General features: G+C 64.5%; 12 protein-coding genes. 4 read left to right on the forward strand and 8 right to left on the reverse strand.

Going from position 1 to position 16,136, the window contains the following annotated elements; genetic code table 11:
- Positions 1 to 5: 5 nt before the first annotated feature.
- Genes RAD10_RS19000 through RAD10_RS19030 form a run of 7 tightly spaced genes read right to left on the reverse strand, consistent with a single transcriptional unit; the run spans position 6 to position 8,882 of the window.
- Complete coding sequence (locus RAD10_RS19000) at positions 6 to 1,001, reverse strand: FAD:protein FMN transferase (protein WP_461618739.1); 996 nt, start codon at positions 999 to 1,001, stop codon at positions 6 to 8.
- Positions 998 to 1,570 (reverse strand): nitrous oxide reductase accessory protein NosL, encoded by a 573-nt coding sequence (locus RAD10_RS19005; RefSeq protein ID WP_461618740.1) that lies wholly within the window; start codon positions 1,568 to 1,570, stop codon positions 998 to 1,000. The genes RAD10_RS19000 and RAD10_RS19005 overlap by 4 nt, the downstream gene beginning before the upstream one ends.
- Positions 1,567 to 2,394: an ABC transporter permease subunit gene (locus tag RAD10_RS19010; protein ID WP_461618741.1), complete on the reverse strand. Its 828-nt coding sequence runs from the start codon at positions 2,392 to 2,394 to the stop codon at positions 1,567 to 1,569. The genes RAD10_RS19005 and RAD10_RS19010 overlap by 4 nt, the downstream gene beginning before the upstream one ends.
- Positions 2,391 to 3,311, reverse strand: coding sequence for an ABC transporter ATP-binding protein (locus RAD10_RS19015; RefSeq protein WP_461618742.1), 921 nt, complete (start codon positions 3,309 to 3,311; stop codon positions 2,391 to 2,393). The genes RAD10_RS19010 and RAD10_RS19015 overlap by 4 nt, the downstream gene beginning before the upstream one ends.
- The gene (locus RAD10_RS19020) at positions 3,308 to 4,663 is read right to left on the reverse strand and encodes a nitrous oxide reductase family maturation protein NosD (RefSeq protein ID WP_461618743.1); all 1,356 of its coding nucleotides are present in this window, start codon (positions 4,661 to 4,663) and stop codon (positions 3,308 to 3,310) included. Before RAD10_RS19020 ends, RAD10_RS19015 begins: the two co-directional genes overlap by 4 nt.
- Positions 4,664 to 4,687: 24 nt before the next feature.
- Positions 4,688 to 6,634 (reverse strand): TAT-dependent nitrous-oxide reductase, encoded by a 1,947-nt coding sequence (gene nosZ, locus RAD10_RS19025; RefSeq protein WP_461618744.1) that lies wholly within the window; start codon positions 6,632 to 6,634, stop codon positions 4,688 to 4,690.
- 22 nt (positions 6,635 to 6,656) lie between these two features.
- Positions 6,657 to 8,882 carry a 4Fe-4S binding protein gene (locus RAD10_RS19030; RefSeq protein WP_461618918.1) on the reverse strand — a complete coding sequence of 742 codons (2,226 nt, stop codon included), beginning with the start codon at positions 8,880 to 8,882 and terminating at the stop codon, positions 6,657 to 6,659.
- Positions 8,883 to 9,132: 250 nt separating this feature from the next.
- Between RAD10_RS19030 and RAD10_RS19035 the strand changes: the two genes are divergently transcribed.
- From RAD10_RS19035 to RAD10_RS19050, 4 genes are all read left to right on the forward strand, one after another.
- Complete coding sequence (locus RAD10_RS19035; RefSeq protein ID WP_461618745.1) at positions 9,133 to 10,008, forward strand: ferritin-like domain-containing protein; 876 nt, start codon at positions 9,133 to 9,135, stop codon at positions 10,006 to 10,008.
- A gap of 469 nt (positions 10,009 to 10,477) precedes the next feature.
- Positions 10,478 to 11,497, forward strand: coding sequence for a TRAP transporter substrate-binding protein (locus tag RAD10_RS19040; RefSeq protein ID WP_461618746.1), 1,020 nt, complete (start codon positions 10,478 to 10,480; stop codon positions 11,495 to 11,497).
- Between the two features lie 15 nt (positions 11,498 to 11,512).
- Positions 11,513 to 13,402, forward strand: coding sequence for a TRAP transporter large permease (locus RAD10_RS19045; RefSeq protein WP_461618747.1), 1,890 nt, complete (start codon positions 11,513 to 11,515; stop codon positions 13,400 to 13,402).
- A 21-nt stretch (positions 13,403 to 13,423) separates the two neighbouring features.
- On the forward strand, positions 13,424 to 15,073 hold the full coding sequence (locus tag RAD10_RS19050; RefSeq protein ID WP_461618748.1) for an acyl-CoA synthetase: 1,650 nt from the start codon (positions 13,424 to 13,426) through the stop codon (positions 15,071 to 15,073).
- A 58-nt stretch (positions 15,074 to 15,131) separates the two neighbouring features.
- Here the strand turns inward: RAD10_RS19050 and RAD10_RS19055 are convergent, their stop codons facing one another.
- Complete coding sequence (locus RAD10_RS19055; RefSeq protein ID WP_461618749.1) at positions 15,132 to 16,109, reverse strand: TRAP transporter substrate-binding protein; 978 nt, start codon at positions 16,107 to 16,109, stop codon at positions 15,132 to 15,134.
- Between the last annotated feature and the right edge of the window lie 27 nt (positions 16,110 to 16,136).

The following is a 16,136-nucleotide window of genomic DNA, read 5'->3' on the forward strand; positions in this document are numbered from 1 at the left end:
GAAGGTTAGGCCGACAATTCGACCGATTGACCGGCCTCATCGATCAGATGCACGCGGTCGATGTCGACATGCGGCAAGAGCGATCGAATCTTATCTTCCGGCATCAGACTGAACGCCGTCGACAATGCATCCGCGGCGGTGGCGCTGCGGGACACCGTCGTCACGCTGCGATAGCGGTGGGCGCAGCCGCCCGATCGGGGATCGAACAAATGGTTGAAGCGCGCCCTGGAATCGAACTGGCAGCCGTAGCCGCCCGAGGTGGACACGGCGCGGTCGACGATCGGCAGTACCGTCTTCGTGCGGCCCACAATGTCGGGATCGGCGATGCCGATCTCCCAGGGCCCTCCGTCCGGACGCGCGCCGATCGCGCGGGCCTCGCCCATGTCGACCAGGCTGCGAGAGATGCCGTGCGTGCGCAGCAGGTCGACCACCTTGTCCGTGACGTAGCCTTGCGCGATCCCGTTCAGGGTGACGGTCATGCCCTTGGGCATCACGATCCGGTCGCGGCTGATCGACAGCCGGCTGCTGCCGATGCGCGCGAGCGCGGCCTCGATCGCGGCTGCCGCAGGACCGGCCGGATCCGCGTCATTTCGCGCGAAATGGCTGGCGTAGAGATCCCACAGCGGCTGCACCGTGACATCGAACAGACCGCCCGTCAGCGTGGAATAGTGCTGCGAGGTCGATAGCAGATCGACCATTTCGGCGGCGGGATCGATCAGGACACCGGTCCGGTTCAGCGCGACCAGGGCGGAATCGTTCAGGTAAAGGCTGAACAGCCGCTCAAGCCGCCGCGCCTCGGCGCAGGCCAGCGAGATCAGCCGCTCCGCCCGGCTGCGGTCTTCGTCGTGAATCTCCATCGTGGCCACCGCGCCCAGCATCGTGCCACGCCAGGTCACCGGCGCGACCTCTGCACGAGCGGGGTGTCCTGGAGACAGCGCGCCAAGGCCCGCTGCCGCCGCGCTGATCCGGATGAAGCGTCGGCGCGTCAGTGTTCGCGTCATGGCGTCCTCCTCGATCGTTCTCCCGGCGGGGCTTCGGCCGCTTCGTCGGCCGCAGCGGCGCCGGCGGCATTCGCCGACGTCAAGACATAGTCCCGGGGCACCTCGTCGAAGCCGACGATCCTGCCGCCGTTTTCTCCGGCGAACTTCTCCGCCGCCGCCCGGTCCGAGAACGGAACGGCCTCGTCGCCGCCCATGCCACTTTTGACCCGGCTCTCGATCACGTACAGCGCCTTGCGCCCCTCGATCCAGTTGTCGGCGCCGGGCTTGTCCCAGTCCGGCGCCTTGCCCATGTCGGACACGTAGATCGCCTGGATGTCCTTGGGCTCGTCCGGCAGCATGGTGAAGGCGATTGTGTCCCGCACGGACGAGAACCACACGGGCTCCATGAGGCTCGCGGCGAGGATATGGCCCTTCGGTCCCGGGTGCTCGAGCACGTTCATGCCGCAGTAATGGCCGATGTCTTCCGCGGTCATCCGATGCGGCGGCGGGATCTTCGCGGCCTGCTTCTCGTTGCAGCCCGCGAGCGCGAGCGGCAGCAGCAAGGCGAGGAGGATCGTTCGGCGCCTCATAGCTCCCTCCGCGAGAAGGCGAGCGCGGCCAGCCCCAGCGGCAGCAGCGTCCAGCAGAGCAGGGCGGTCAGAAGGACCGGTATCGTCAGGGATGTGGTTTGGGCAAGGCCAGCCATGCCGGCGAAGGTGCTGACATTGGCGAACCCGGTCAGGTTGATCAGCCGGTAGGCGTCGGTCGGATTCGACAGCAGCATGGCGTTGAGCACGCTCGCCGAGACGCTGCGTCCCTGATCGAGCGCAAGCACGCCCAGCAGCGCCATGTCGTAGATCAGCACCAGCAGCAGCCATAATCCAATGCAGATTCCGGCCGCGGTGCCGCGGTCGCGCACGAGCGCGCTGACCAGATATCCGATGGCGACGAAAGCGGCGCCGAGCAGCACCGAGGAACCCACCATCGCCGCGAACGCCAGGAAGCTGTCGCTATCGATCTGGCTGCCCGTCGCCGCCAGCGCTCCGACCGCCGCGCCGTAGCCGAGGCAGGTCGCAAACGCGAGGACGGCGAGGTGACCTAAGAACTTGCCGAGCAGCACCTGCCATCGCGCGACCGGATAGCTCAGCAGCAACAGCATCGTCCCGCGTTCCATCTCGCCGACGATGGCATCATGGGAAATCAGAAGCGCGATGAGCGGAACGAGAAAGATCGTCAGGCTCGACAGGCTGACGACGACCACGTCCAGGGTGCGAACGCCGACGTTCCCGGTCGGCGCGCTGCCGAGAAACGTCAGCGACAGCGCAAGTCCGGCGAGCAGGAGCGTTGCGGCAAGCACCCAGCGATTGCGGATGGCCTGGTGGATTTCCTTGGCGGCGATGATCAGGACATTCATGGCGCCTGCTCCGATTGCCGGAGGAAATGAGCGTATAGCTCGTCGAGTGTGGGCGGGACCACGTCGACGTCCTCGACCGAATTGCCGGCGGCCGTCGCGCGATGCAGAAGCTCGATCTTCCGCTCCGGCGCGGCGTCGATCTCGACGATGTGGCCATTCAGACGGCGGCAGGCCGCGTCGTTGGGCGCCCAGAGCGGCATCTCGCTCGGGGCAAGGCCAGCCACCTTGAGGCGGATCCGGGTGGGCAGGCGGGCGAGGCGACGCAGCTCGTCGATCGATCCGTCCGCGACCTTGATGCCGCGGTTCATGATGATGACCCGGCCGGCGCGCTCCTCGAGCTCGGTCAGCGCATGTGACGACAGCAGCACGGTCGCGCCGCGGGCCGCGAGCCGCGCGATGATGTCATAGAAGGTCTGGCGCAGCTCAGGGTCAAGACCGGTGGTCGGCTCGTCCAGCAGCAGCACGCGCGGCTCGCCAAGCAGTGCCTGCGCGAGCCCCAGCCGCTGACGCATGCCCTTCGAGTAGGTGTTGACCCGGCGGCGGCTGGCGGCCCCCAGTCCGACCGCGTCGAGCAGCTCCAGCGCCTTGGCAACCGGCTCTCGCTTCAGCCTGGCGTAGAAGGCCTGTGTCTCGCGGCCGGTGAGGGCGGGGTCGAAGGAGACGTTCTCCGGCAGGTAGCCGAGCTGCCGTCGGCCTGCGAATTCGCCGGCGGCGGGATTGTCTCCGAGAACCTCGATGGCGCCGCTGGTCGGCCGGATCAACCCGAGCATGAGCTTCATGAGCGTGGTCTTGCCGGCGCCGTTGTGCCCGATCAAGGCCACCAGCTCGCCCTGGCCAAGCGTGAACGACGCACCCCGCACGGCCTCGACCCGGCCAAACACCTTGGTGACGTCGCTGACTCGTACCGTGCTGGTCATCGTGTTTCCTTCACCGGGGTCCGCGGCGGCGACACCAGCGGATGGCTGTCGACCACGCCGCCCGGCAGCAGCGCGGGAAACTGTGCCTGCGCCCAGCGGATCACCTGGACGGCGGGGCTGTTGATCAGGACCTTCGCAGCCGGCGCCGTCCACAGCACGCGATCGATGAGGTCGTTCGGCCGGTACGCCGTGTCGGCGATTCCATCGCCGTTGAGGTCGAATGCCGGATTGTCGCTCCAGTAGTTGCCGCGCCCCCCGGTCGACCAGTCGAGGCGCCGGGTGCCGACATATTTCACCTGGTTGGCGTTGCTGACGAAGGCGTTGCCGGAGATTTCGTTGCCTTCGGAGCCGGCAGTGAAGTGCACGCCGATGGCGCAGCGCTCGAACCAGTTGTTGCGGAATTTGTTGTGATTGGTGTTGTAGATGAACACGCATTTCTCCGGGCCACTCTTGAGAGTGGTCTCCCGTGCCTGCTGCGGAAGCATGCCTCGCTCGTCGGCGGGACCGTCCTCCGCCCTCTGTGTCATCGAGCCGAGCGGGCCGCCCGTGACCCGGTTGTCCTCGATCTGGGCATAGTTCGCGTAGTTGAAGAGCAGCCCATAGTCGCGATCGTGATCGGAGGAGTTGCCGCGGATCACCAGACGGTTCGAATACATGATGGCATAACCGACATGGTTGCCGATCGAAACGTTGCCGCTGATCTCGCTGTCGTTGGTGTACATGTAGTGGACGGCGAAACGAACCTGCTCGAAGCGATTGTTGATGAAGCGGTCCTTGCTGCTGGAGATCGAGAAGATGCCGTCGCGGCCGTAGCGGAAAATGTTGTTCGCGATGGTGACGTCGGGCGCATTCCACAGCGAGATGCCGTTGCCGGCCTCGCTGAGACGCCCGCCGCGCAGTCCCTCGATCTCGTTGCGGACGACCCGGGAGCCCTTGGCGCCATGCACGTAGACACCGAACAGGTTTCCCACCAGCCGGTTGTCCTCGATCTTCGCGCGTTCTGCCGTCTTCTGCAGGAAGATCCCGGAATTCATCTCCTGCAGATCGCGGCCGGATGCCCGGATGGTCACGCCGCGGATTATGACGTCGGGCGCGCTGACGGTGATGACGTTGCCGGAGCCGTCGCCGTCGAGCACCGCGCCTCGGCTCCCGACCAGCTCCAGGGACCGGCCGATCCGGATCGAGCCGTGATATTCGCCGGGAGCAAGTTCGATGACGTCGCCGGCGCGCGCGCCATCCAGCACCGCTTGCAGCGGCTGCCCGGGCGCAGCCGTCAAGGTCTCCGCGTCGGCGAAGCCGGACAATCCGGCGGCGACCAGCGCCGCCGGAAACATGCGTAACAACAGACCCACGAGGTCGCTCCGATCAGACCGACTTCAAACCGACTTCGGTTCGACGAACATCCGGCCCTTCATCTCCATGTGCATGGCGTGGCAGAACCAGGAGCAATAGTACCAGTAAACTCCGGGCTTGTTCGCCGTGAACGAGACGGACGCGGTCGCCATCGGCGCCACTTCCATCTGGATGCCGTAATTCACGATGCAGAAGCCGTGCGTGAGGTCCTCGACCGCGTCGATATTCGTGATGAAGACGGTGACCTCGTCACCTTGCTTGACCTGGAATTCCTCCAGACCAAACGCCGGCGCGGTCGACGTCATGTAGACGCGCACCTTGTTGCCGTCGCGAATGACCTTCGAATCCCCTTCGAGATTGATGCCGTCCGCCTTGGCCTGCTTGACCGCATCGGCAAACATCGGATCCGCGCGATCCCAGATCGAGATCGGGTTGATCTTGGAGCGATGGACGATCGTCGCGTCGTGCGGCTCGGCGAAGCTCGGGCCGTCATGCACGAGCTTCATCTGATCGCCCGAAATGTCGATCAGCTGATCGTTCTCCGGCTTGAGCGGTCCGACGTTCAGGAAGCGGTCCTTCGAGAACTTGTTCAGCGAGATCAGCCATTTTCCATCGGCCTCCTTGGTCTGACCCATCGAGGTATGGTTGTGGCCCGGCTGATAATGCACGTCGAGCTTCTGGATGATGGGATTGACCTTCTCACCCTTGAAAGCCCGCTTGGCGAGGTCGATGTTCCACTTGCAGACCTGGCTGTCGAGGAACAGGGTGGTGTAGGCGTTGCCCTTGCCGTCATAGGCGGTGTGCAGCGGGCCGAGGCCAAGCTCCGGCTCTGCGACGACGACGTCGCGCGGCTTGATCTTGTCGTCGAACAACTGGTCGAACAGGCGGACGTCCATCACGGTCACGGTGGGCGAGAGCTTTCCGGCCGCCACGATGTGGATGCCGTCCGGAGCCGTGTTCATGCCGTGCGGATTGTTCGAGACCGGGACGTAGCGCGTGTAGGGCGAGCCCTTGCGGCCGTCGATCACGGGCACGCCGTTCATTTCCTTGAAGTCGCCCTTCTTCACGGCCTCTTCGATCCGCTTGAGGTTGAAGAGCACGACCCAGTCCTGCTCGCTGGCGGTCATCTCGGCCAGCGTGACGCCTTCCTCGCCGTTGTAGCAGGTCGCGAAGGCGTACTTGCCTTGATAGTCGGCGTCGACGTTGTCGAGGTTGCCGCTGACGATCACCTGCCAGGCCACCTTCATGGTGTCGCCGTCGATCGCGCTGAAGATGGAGCGATACTGTTTGGAGTCGTTGAGGATCTTGCCGTCGTTCGGCAGCGGCACTCCATCTTCGCCGTTGGCGAACACATAGCCGGTCCGAGGATATTTCTGCACCCTCAAACCGTGCACCGTATGCTGGTTCGGCAGCTCGATGATCTTGTCGCACTTCATCACGTCGAGCCGCACCCGCGCGACGCGGCTGTTGGCCTTGTCGTTCATGAAGGCGTAGCGCCCGTCATAGGTGCCGTCCGTGAACGAAATATGCGGGTGGTGGAGGTCGCCGTTCATGTAGGTGCCGCCGCGATCCTTGAGGAATTCGCGGGTCGCGGGCTGCAGCCCCTCGGTCAGAACCTTGAGGCTTTCATTGGTCTGGCCCCAGCCGGTCGCGCTGCAGCGGTTGAACACCGGAACACGCATCAATTCGCGCATCGACGGAAGGCCGACGATGCGCATCTCGCCGGACTGGCCGCTCGAGAAGAACACGTAATATTCGTCGAGCTCGCCGGGCGCGACCTCGGTCTTCAGCACGGCCGACCGGGCAGGAGGGGCCTTCGGTGCAGCCGCCTTGGTCTGCGCATCCGCAGACGAGACGAAACCGCCGTCCTTCATCGCCGCTCCGCCAGCCAGGCCCACGCCCGCTGCGGCCGCCGTCGTTCCCAGCACAGTTCGTCGGCTGACGCCCTTTGCCTTTTCGTTTTCGCTCATGATTGCCTCCTCGGCTTCCGGTTCAGTTTGGTGGTGGAGAGATGACGGGTGAAGCGCCGACAGGCTTGCCGCCGGCGGTGATGACGGTCGCCGGACCCTTGCCGCCTGAGCGCATCGCGGGCGAGGACATCGCCGCGAACTTCTCGCGCTTGAGCCGCACCTGGATCATGTGCGGGCAGCGGTGATCGTCGTAGTAGAGTTCCTGGCAATGCATGCAGTAGATGCACTCATTGACGTTGATGTGCCCCTCGGGATGGATCGACTGCACCGGACATTCCTTGGCGCAGCGTTGGCAGGGGGACCCGCATTCTTCCCAGCGGCGGAGCCATTCGAACGTCCTGATGCGGCCGGGGATCGCGAGCGCGGCGCCGAGCGGGCAGAGGTAGCGGCAGAAGAAGCGTTCGATGAAGAGTCCAATGACGAGCAGGGCGACTGCGTAGGCCACGAAGGGCCAGCTTCGCGAAAACTTCAGGATGATCGCGGTCTTGAACGGTTCGACCTCGGCGAACCGCTCGGCCATGTCGACCGAATAGAGCGACAGGCCGAACAGACCGAGGAAGATGATGTACTTGATCGGCCATAGCCGTTCATGCAGCCCCCACGGCACGGTTATCTGCGGCACCTTCAGCCATTTCGCGGCCGTGTTGGTGAGCTCCTGGAGCGCGCCGAAGGGACACAGCCAACCGCAGAACGGGCCGCGGCCCCAGAACAGAAGCCCGCCGGCCGTTGCAGCCCACAGAATGAAGATCAGCGGAGCGGCGAGGAAAAATTCCCAGCGGAAGCCCGTCACCAGCGCATTGGTAAAGGTGACGACGTTGACGACGGAAAGCTGCGCGTTTGCGTACCAGCCGAGCCAGACCAGAACGAGGGCGAGATAGCCCCGCCGCACCCAGGTGTAGAACACCGGGCGGCGCACGAGCAGATTCTGGAAGAAGAAGATGCCGGTGAGGGTGGCCAGCATGAACGCGGTGATGCCGATCGAGACGGTGCTCGACCGCCAGATCCGCATCCACAACGGCTCGTCTGCATCCGGGGGCGGGGCGGCCGCAGCGGTGGCCTGCTGCGAGGCCGGAGGCGCCGCGCTCTCCGGTACCGTCACCGCACGCTGCTCGCGGCGTATATAGCTGTCGGGCAGGGTGTAGCCGAGATCGAAAGTCAGGAACGCCTTGTCGCGGCCGCCGAGGCTGCGTTGCACCAGCAGTTGAAGCTGCCACGGCTGCGTCGGATCCAGGGTGAACTCAGGCGGGGTGACGAACAGGCCGATTTCCCTGAACTCGGGCGCGCCAACAGCGTCCAGTGCGCCGAGACGGATGTGGTTGCGGTCGCGGAAGCGGGTGCTGTTGCCTTCCTGCAGGATTTCGATGCGATCGAAGATACCGCCGCGGACGTAGGCTGAACCCTTGAAGGAGTAGGGGCCGTTGCCGGCAACGACGATGGCCTGCTGCCCGGGCTTCAGGCTGTCCTTCAGCCGCTGATAGCCGTCCTCGCCGAGCAGGCTGCGGCCGATAGTTGGCGCGGTCACGAGCGCCACGTAGAGCTCGATGAAGGTATCGCTCGCGTCACCCGGTTCGGGATACTGGCTCGCCGCGGCGCTGCCGGACTTCGCAAAGGCTTCGTTGATATCGCCGATGCCGAGATGAAGCCGGCGCACCGAGCCATCGCCGACGAGGCTTTCCCAGTCGCGCACCTCGCTGCGCGCGAGATCGAGCGTCTTGACGACAGGGGGAAGGGCGGCCGAAGCCGCCGCGCCGTCACCGCCACCGACGCGACCGCTCCGGATGAGCTTTGACGCCGCGCGGACGACACTGTCGCCCATCACCAGCACGGTGACGGTCGCGCCGCTTACGATGTCGACCTGCGGCGGTTTCTCGGCACCACTTGCGACAGGCTTCATGTCCTTGCCGATCAGGGCGTTCATGGCGGCGACGATGCGCGCCTCCGGAATGCCGACCAGCACGATCGGCTCCTTGTGATCGACGAGCTTGACGCCGGTGATGACGCCTTTCGGATCGATCCCGGCGAGCAAGTGAATCGGTTTGCCCGAGTACCCGACGGAGTTCGCGAAATCGGAGTTGAGGAAAACGAATCCCTGGAGCTGATCGCCGCGGTACACTGGTACGATGGGCGGATCGCCTTGCGGCGGGCCGAAACGATCCGCATCCGGGAAAAACTCGGCAGGCGTAATCTTCGGCAGGTATGTTGGTAAGTCACCGGCGGCGCACGCGGGCGAGATGTACGCCAGACACATCAGCAGCAAGCCCGCAAGCGCTAGCGCTGCACGCCTTGTGAAGGCGGTATCGTCATCCGGTCGCTTCAACATATCAATTCAAATGCGATCTGCGCGACCTATCGGACGCGCGTGCTTTGAGATTCTTCTTCGATGATTTGTCGCCGCTGACGTGTCAAAGTCATCGCGCGTGCCCACATCTGTCAAGGCCAGCAAAAATATTTGTATTCGCGCTGAGCTGAATCAGAAGCCTGCATTTGGAGTCCTTGCCATGCCATTCCTGCGCACTTCATTGCTGAGCGCTGAGCCCGCAGGTGTATTGCAATCGCTCGATGAACTCTTTGCGCTAGCGCATGCAATGGAGCAGGAGGCAGCCAAAAGGTATGATGCTCTTGCTGAAGACATGCGCGGGCAGGGCAAGGATGATCTCGCTGACGTGTTCACGAAGCTCGCGGCCGCCGAGCGCGAGCATGTCGACAGCGTCACGCGGTGGTCGCAATCGCGGCGCGGCAAGATCCCGGATCCCACTATGGTGCGCTGGGACGCGCCGGAAACGCTCGCCCCGGAATCCGCCGCTGAGGTCAAAACGTCGCGCTTGATGACGCCGTACCGCGCGCTCGCGATGGCGGTCCGCAACGAGGAGCGCGCCTTTGCGTTCTGGTCCTATCTCGCCGCCTACTCCGATGATCCCGATATCAAGAAGGCGTCCGAGGCGATGGCCAAGGAAGAGCTCGGCCATGTCGCCACGCTGCGGAAGGAGAGGCGCCGTGCCTATCATCGCGAGCACGAACGGAGCGGCGCCGAGGCATCGTCCGGGCCTCTGCGGCAAATTGATGCGCAAAGGCTCGAGCTTCGCCTGGTCATGCAGCTCGGCGACATGGAACAACGCCTGAGCGGGCCAGCAGCAATCCGGACCAGGGACATTCGCCAGCAGACGATCGAGATGGCCGACGCCACCGTGGGCCTCGGGAGCTATCCGGCATCCATGGAGCACAAAGGCCCACTGGAAATCGCCGAAGCCCTGGTCGACGGCTACCTCGACGGCGCCGAGCGGTCGAGCGACGCGGCCCACCTGGAAAGCCTGCAGCAACTTGCCGAGCGCGCGATCTCACGGCTGGCCTGGCTGCGATCGCTTTCGGCGGAGTGACGCGCTGCTGCACTCCAGAACCGCATAGCCGCACGGCCGGGACAGTAGCCGCACGTCCTTCGCCGGCGGAACAGACGCACAGGTTTGGCGATAGGGGCTCAGTTCAGGCGAGATCCGACTGGCAGGTCGCAAGCGGCTATAGCCTAATCCATAATTCGCATAAGGTATATTATGGAATATTTTTATATACAATCAGATCAGTTATTTAGACGGAATTCCTGTCACCGCACCTTCGCCGAAGCGCGATTTTCAGTCCGGGCCTCGACGCCGCCCCGGTTCTCGACGGCTACTGTGCATGGGGTTGTTTTTCAGATTTTGAATCCGGCCCATCTCTGCGAAAGCCGATATTGCCGTGACCTTGTCCGGCTGCAATAAGCGAGGCCTCGCGAGATCGCAGATGACCTTCAGGCCTTCCGTCCGTATAGGTTTGCGTCTCAGAACAACAACAAACTTCCGAGGAAGCAGACCCATGAGTTTTTCCCGACGCACGCTTCTCAAGGCCTCCGCTGCGACCGCGGTCCTGGGCGGCATCGGTGCGCCCCATGTGGCCCGCGCCCAGAGCGCCGAGTTCACCTACAAATACGCCAATAACCTGCCGGACACCCATCCGCTGAACGTACGCGCCAAGGAGATGGCGGCGGCGATCAAGACCGAGACCAACGGCAAGTTCGACCTCCAGATCTTCCCGAACAACCAGCTTGGGTCCGACACCGACATGCTGAGCCAGATCCGCTCCGGCGGCGTCGAGTTCTTCACGCTGTCGGGCCTTATCCTGTCGACCCTGGTGCCGGCGGCCTCCATCAACGGCATCGGCTTCGCGTTCCCGGACTACGACACGGTCTGGAAGGCCATGGACGGCGACCTCGGCGCCCATGTCCGCGGCGAGATCAAGAAGGCCGGCCTCGAGGTCATGGACAAGATCTGGGACAACGGCTTCCGCCAGACCACCTCGTCGAGCAAGCCGGTCACCGGGCCTGATGACCTCAAGGGCTTCAAGATCCGCGTGCCGGTGTCGCCGCTGTGGACCTCGATGTTCAAGGCGTTCGACGCGGCGCCCGCCTCGATCAATTTCAGTGAGGTCTATTCCGCACTCCAGACCAAGATCGTCGAAGGCCAGGAGAACCCGCTGGCGATCATCTCGACTGCCAAGCTCTACGAGGTGCAGAAGTACTGCTCGCTGACCAACCACATGTGGGACGGCTTCTGGTTCCTGGCCAACCGCCGCGCCTGGGAGAAGCTGCCGCAGGACGTGCGTACCATCGTCGCCAAGAACATCAACGCCGCTGCCGTCAAGGAGCGTGACGACACCGCCAAGCTCAATGCCAATCTGCAGCAGGAGCTCGCGGCCAAGGGCCTGACCTTCAATCAGCCCACGGTGGCGCCGTTCCGCGACAAGCTGCGGACCGCCGGCTTCTATGCCGAGTGGAAGGGCAAGTATGGCGACCAGGCCTGGGACCTCCTGGAAAAGGCCGTCGGCAAGCTGTCGTAACGCGTTGGGGCCATCATGGCTCATGTCGAGGTCGATGTGACCGGAGTGGTGGGCGAGGCGGCGTTTCAGTCCCCTCGCCGACCTTCCTTGCTGGCTTCGCTCGAGCGCGCGCTCGGTCTCGTCGTCGAAATCCCGGCGGCGATCCTGGTCGTCGCCGAGATCGTGATCCTGTTTGCCGGCGTGGTCGCGCGCTACGGCCTGCACCGGCCGCTGATCTGGTCGGACGAGCTCGCCTCGATCCTCTTCCTGTGGCTCGCCATGCTGGGCGCGGCGGTGGCGTTCCGCCGCTCCGAGCACATGCGTATGACCGCGATCGTCGCCAGCGCCACGCCTGCCATGCGGGCCTATCTCGATCTGGTCGCGACCTCGGCGGCGCTGGCGTTCCTGGTCCTGATCGTCTGGCCGGCCTGCGACTACGCCTACGAAGAGAGCTACATCACGACGCCGGCGCTGCAGATCTCCAATATGTGGCGCGCCGCCGCGCTGCCGGCCGGAATCGGGCTGATGGCGGTCTTTGCCTTGCTGCGGCTGCTGCGCGCGGCTGATTACCGGATGGTCGCAGCCGCCGTCGTCAGCGTTGCCGTCATCATCGGCCTGTTCTGGCTGGCGGAGCCGTTGCTGCGGCCGCTCGGCAATCTCAACCTCGTCATCTTCTTCGTCGGCGTCGCCGGCTTCTGCGTCTTCGCCGGCGTTCCCATTGCCTTCGGCTTCGGCCTTGCGATCTTCGGCTATCTCGCGCTGACCACGCGGACGCCGGTCATGGTGCTGGTCGGGCGGATGGACGAGGGCATGAGCCACCTCATCCTGCTCTCGGTGCCGCTGTTCGTGTTCCTGGGGCTCCTGATCGAGATGACCGGCATGGCGCGGGCCATGGTGGCGTTCCTGGCGAGCCTGCTCGGCCATGTCCGCGGCGGCCTGCATTACGTGCTGGTCGGCGCCATGTACCTGGTCTCGGGCATATCAGGCGCCAAGGCCGCGGACATGGCGGCCGTTGCGCCCGTGCTGTTTCCGGAGATGAAGCAGCGCGGCGCCAAGCCCGGCGATCTCGTCGCGCTGCTGGCGGCCACCGGAGCCCAAACCGAGACCATCCCGCCGAGCCTCGTGCTGATCACGATCGGCTCGGTCACGGGCGTCTCGATCGCCGCCCTGTTCACCGGCGGCCTGCTGCCCGGCGTCGTGCTCGCGATCACGCTCTGCATGCTGGTGTGGTGGCGCTACCGCCACGAGGACATGAGCCACGTCCGACGCGCCAGCGGTGGCGAGATCGGCAAGACGTTCGTCATCGCCCTGCCCGCGCTCGCGCTGCCCTTCGTGATCCGCTACGCCGTGGTCGAGGGCATCGCGACCGCGACCGAGGTCTCCACCATCGGCATCGTCTATGGCGCCCTGGTCGGCCTCCTCGTCTACCGCCGCTTCGACTGGTCGCGGCTGTTTCCGATGCTGGTCGAGACCGCGGCGCTGTCGGGTGCCATCCTGCTGATCATCGGCACGGCGACCGGCATGGCCTGGGGCCTGACCCAATCAGGCTTCTCGCGCTCGCTGGCGGCGGCCATGACCGGACTGCCCGGGGGAGCGGCGACCTTCATCGCCGTCTCGATCCTGGCCTTCACCATCCTCGGCAGCGTGCTGGAGGGCATCCCGGCGATCGTGCTGTTCGGCCCACTGCTGTTTCCGATCGCCCGGGCCGTCGGCGTGCACGAGGTGCACTACGCCATGGTGATCATTCTCGCCATGGGCATCGGACTATTCGCCCCGCCCTTCGGCGTCGGCTATTATGCCGCCTGCGCCATCGGACGCGTCGATCCGGCCGAGGGCATCCGCCCGATCTGGGGCTATCTGCTGGCGCTGCTGGTGGGATTGATCATCGTCGCGATCTTCCCGTGGATTTCGATCGGATTCCTTTGAGGCGTTTGACGGAGGGTGTCGATGAGTGAGCGGCAGAATCAGTACAATATCGGCCTCGACAAGACGCCCGCCAACTATGTGCCGCTGAGTCCGCTCAGCTTTCTCGCGCGCAGCGCCGCCGTTTATCCCGATCATGTCAGCACGGTCTATGAGGGCCGCAGCTTCACCTGGGCGCAGACCTATGAGCGCTGCAAGCGTTTCGCGTCCTGGCTCGCGCGCAAGGGCATTGGCGTCGGCGACACCGTCGCGGCGATGCTGCCGAACATCCCGGCGATGAACGAAGCGCATTTCGCGGTGCCCATGACCGGCGCTGTGCTCAACGCGCTGAACATCCGCCTCGATGCGCCTTCGATCGCGTTTCAGCTCGACCATGGCGGCGCCAAGATCATCCTGGTTGATCCCGAGTTTTCGGGCGTCATAAGTGACGCGCTGGCGCAGATGAGCGGGCCAAAGCCATTCGTAGTCGACGTCGACGACGCATCAGTCAAAGGCGGCAGTCGCATCGGCGAGATCGAATATGAAGCCGCAGTCGCGGAAGGCGATCCTGCGTTCACGGCGATCCCGCCGCAGGACGAGTGGGACGCGATCGCGCTGAGCTACACCTCGGGCACGACCGGAAATCCCAAGGGCGTCGTCACCCATCATCGCGGCGCCTATCTCAACGCCGTCAGCAACATCCTTGCCGGCAATCTCGGCCAGCATCCGGTCTATCTCTGGACGCTGCCGATGTTCCACTGCAACGGCTGGTGCTTCCCCTGGACGATCGCGGCGGCCGCCGGCATCAATGTCTGCCTGCGCAAGGTCGAGCCGACCAGGATCTTCGAGCTGATCAAGCAGCACGGCGTCACCCACATGTGCGGCGCGCCGATCGTCTACAACACGCTGATCAACGCACCCGACGCGCCCAAAGGCAACGCCGCGCGCCGCGTCGTCGGCCTGATCGCCGGCGCCGCGCCGCCGGTCGCGGTGCTCGAAGGTGCCGAGAGCATCGGCATCAAGCTGACCCATGTCTACGGGCTGACCGAGGTCTACGGCCCCGCTTCCGTCTGCGCCGAGCAGCCCGGCTGGGACGAGCTTCCGCCGGCCGAACGCGCGCGCATGAAGCGCCGGCAGGGCGTGCCCTACCCGCTCGAGGAAGGCGTCACCGTCATCGATCCGCAGACGATGCAAGAGGTGCCGCGCGACGGCGAAACCATCGGCGAAGTCATGTTCCGCGGCAACATCGTGATGAAGGGCTATCTCAAGAACGAGAAGGCGACCAAGGAAGCATTCGAAGGCGGTTGGTTTCACACCGGCGATCTTGGCGTACTTGACGAGCACGGCTACGTCATCATCAAGGACCGCTCCAAGGACATCATCATCTCCGGCGGCGAGAACATCTCCTCCGTCGAAGTCGAGGACATCCTCTACAAACATCCGGCTGTGCTGTTTGCCGCCGTGGTCGCAAAGCCAGATCCGAAATGGGGCGAAGTGCCCTGCGCCTTCGTCGAGTTGAAGGACGGCGCCAGCGCGAGCGAAGCCGACATCATCGCGTTCTGCCGCAAACACATGTCGGGCTTCAAGACGCCGAAGGCGGTCGTGTTCGGGCCGATCCCGAAAACGTCCACGGGCAAGATCCAAAAATTCCTGCTGCGCAACGAAGTGGGATCAGTGAAGGCGATCTCGGCTTGAACATCGTCTGAGAGTCTTCCGCCCGCACGAGCACGTGGCGGGCGGAAGACATCAGTCCTCACATCTTCTTGTAGGCGTCGACGACCGCCTGACCGTCGGCGCCTGCCTTCTTGAGCCAGTCGGTCGTGAGCTGTTCGCCGATCTTCTGGAAGCCGGCCTTCAACGCCGGGCTCGGCGGCTCGACGGTCATGCCTTTGGCCTTGAGCTGATCGATGTACCAGGTGCTCTTGTCCTGCCAGGCCTTCCAGCCGCGCGTCTCCGCCGCTGCCGCCGCCTTCAGGATGGCCTCCTGGGTCGGCTTGTCGAGCGCGTCGAACGCGGCCTTGTTGACGAAGGTGTAGTCCTTGGGAATCCAGGCCTGCACGTCATAGAAATACTTCAGCGACTCCCACGCCTTCGCGTCGTAGCCCGTCCCGCCCGACGACATGAAGGAATTCACCACGCCGGTCGCGAGCGCCTGCGGCAATTCCGCGGCCTGGATCGTGACCGACTGCGCACCGACCAGCTCGCCGATGCGCGAGGTTCCGACATTGTAGGCCCGCCATTTCAAGCCCTTCATATCTTCGATCGTAGCGAGCGGCTTGTTGACATAGACCCCCTGCGGCGCCCACGGCACGACGAACAGCAGCTTGAGACCCTGCGCATCGAGCTTCTTGGCGATCGCAGGCTTGGAGGCCTGATACAGCTTCATGGCGTCCGGGAAGCTGGTCGCCAGGAATGGCACGACGTCGATGCCGAAGATCGGATCCTCGTTCTCGTGGATCGAGAGCAGCACCTCGCCCATCTGCGCCTGCCCGGTCATCACCGCGCGCTTGATGTCCGGCGCCTTGAACAGCGAGGCGCCGGGATGAACCGTGATCTGGAGCTTTCCGGACGTGGCTGCTTCGACGTCCTTGGCGAAGGCGACCAGGTTTTCGGAGTGCGGATTGTCGGCGGGATACGCTGCCGGCAGATTCCATTTGGTCTGGGCCAAAGCGGGCGTCGCGGCCACGACCACGCCGGCGGTCAAGAATGCGCGAAACAATCGAGACATCATCAGGCTTCTCCTCACAGTCAATTTGAA

It is taken from the genome of Bradyrhizobium sp. 23AC, assembly GCF_054863025.1.

Coding starts and splice junctions, on each gene's coding strand:
- RAD10_RS19055 (WP_461618749.1), bottom strand. CDS start 16,109: ATGATGTCTCGATTGTTTCGCGCATTCTTGACCGCCGGCGTGGTCGTG.
- RAD10_RS19050 (WP_461618748.1), top strand. CDS start 13,424: ATGAGTGAGCGGCAGAATCAGTACAATATCGGCCTCGACAAGACGCCC.
- nosZ (WP_461618744.1), bottom strand. CDS start 6,634: ATGAGCGAAAACGAAAAGGCAAAGGGCGTCAGCCGACGAACTGTGCTG.
- RAD10_RS19015 (WP_461618742.1), bottom strand. CDS start 3,311: ATGACCAGCACGGTACGAGTCAGCGACGTCACCAAGGTGTTTGGCCGG.
- RAD10_RS19035 (WP_461618745.1), top strand. CDS start 9,133: ATGCCATTCCTGCGCACTTCATTGCTGAGCGCTGAGCCCGCAGGTGTA.
- RAD10_RS19005 (WP_461618740.1), bottom strand. CDS start 1,570: ATGAGGCGCCGAACGATCCTCCTCGCCTTGCTGCTGCCGCTCGCGCTC.
- RAD10_RS19000 (WP_461618739.1), bottom strand. CDS start 1,001: ATGACGCGAACACTGACGCGCCGACGCTTCATCCGGATCAGCGCGGCG.
- RAD10_RS19010 (WP_461618741.1), bottom strand. CDS start 2,394: ATGAATGTCCTGATCATCGCCGCCAAGGAAATCCACCAGGCCATCCGC.
- RAD10_RS19030 (WP_461618918.1), bottom strand. CDS start 8,882: ATGTGTCTGGCGTACATCTCGCCCGCGTGCGCCGCCGGTGACTTACCA.
- RAD10_RS19045 (WP_461618747.1), top strand. CDS start 11,513: ATGGCTCATGTCGAGGTCGATGTGACCGGAGTGGTGGGCGAGGCGGCG.
- RAD10_RS19040 (WP_461618746.1), top strand. CDS start 10,478: ATGAGTTTTTCCCGACGCACGCTTCTCAAGGCCTCCGCTGCGACCGCG.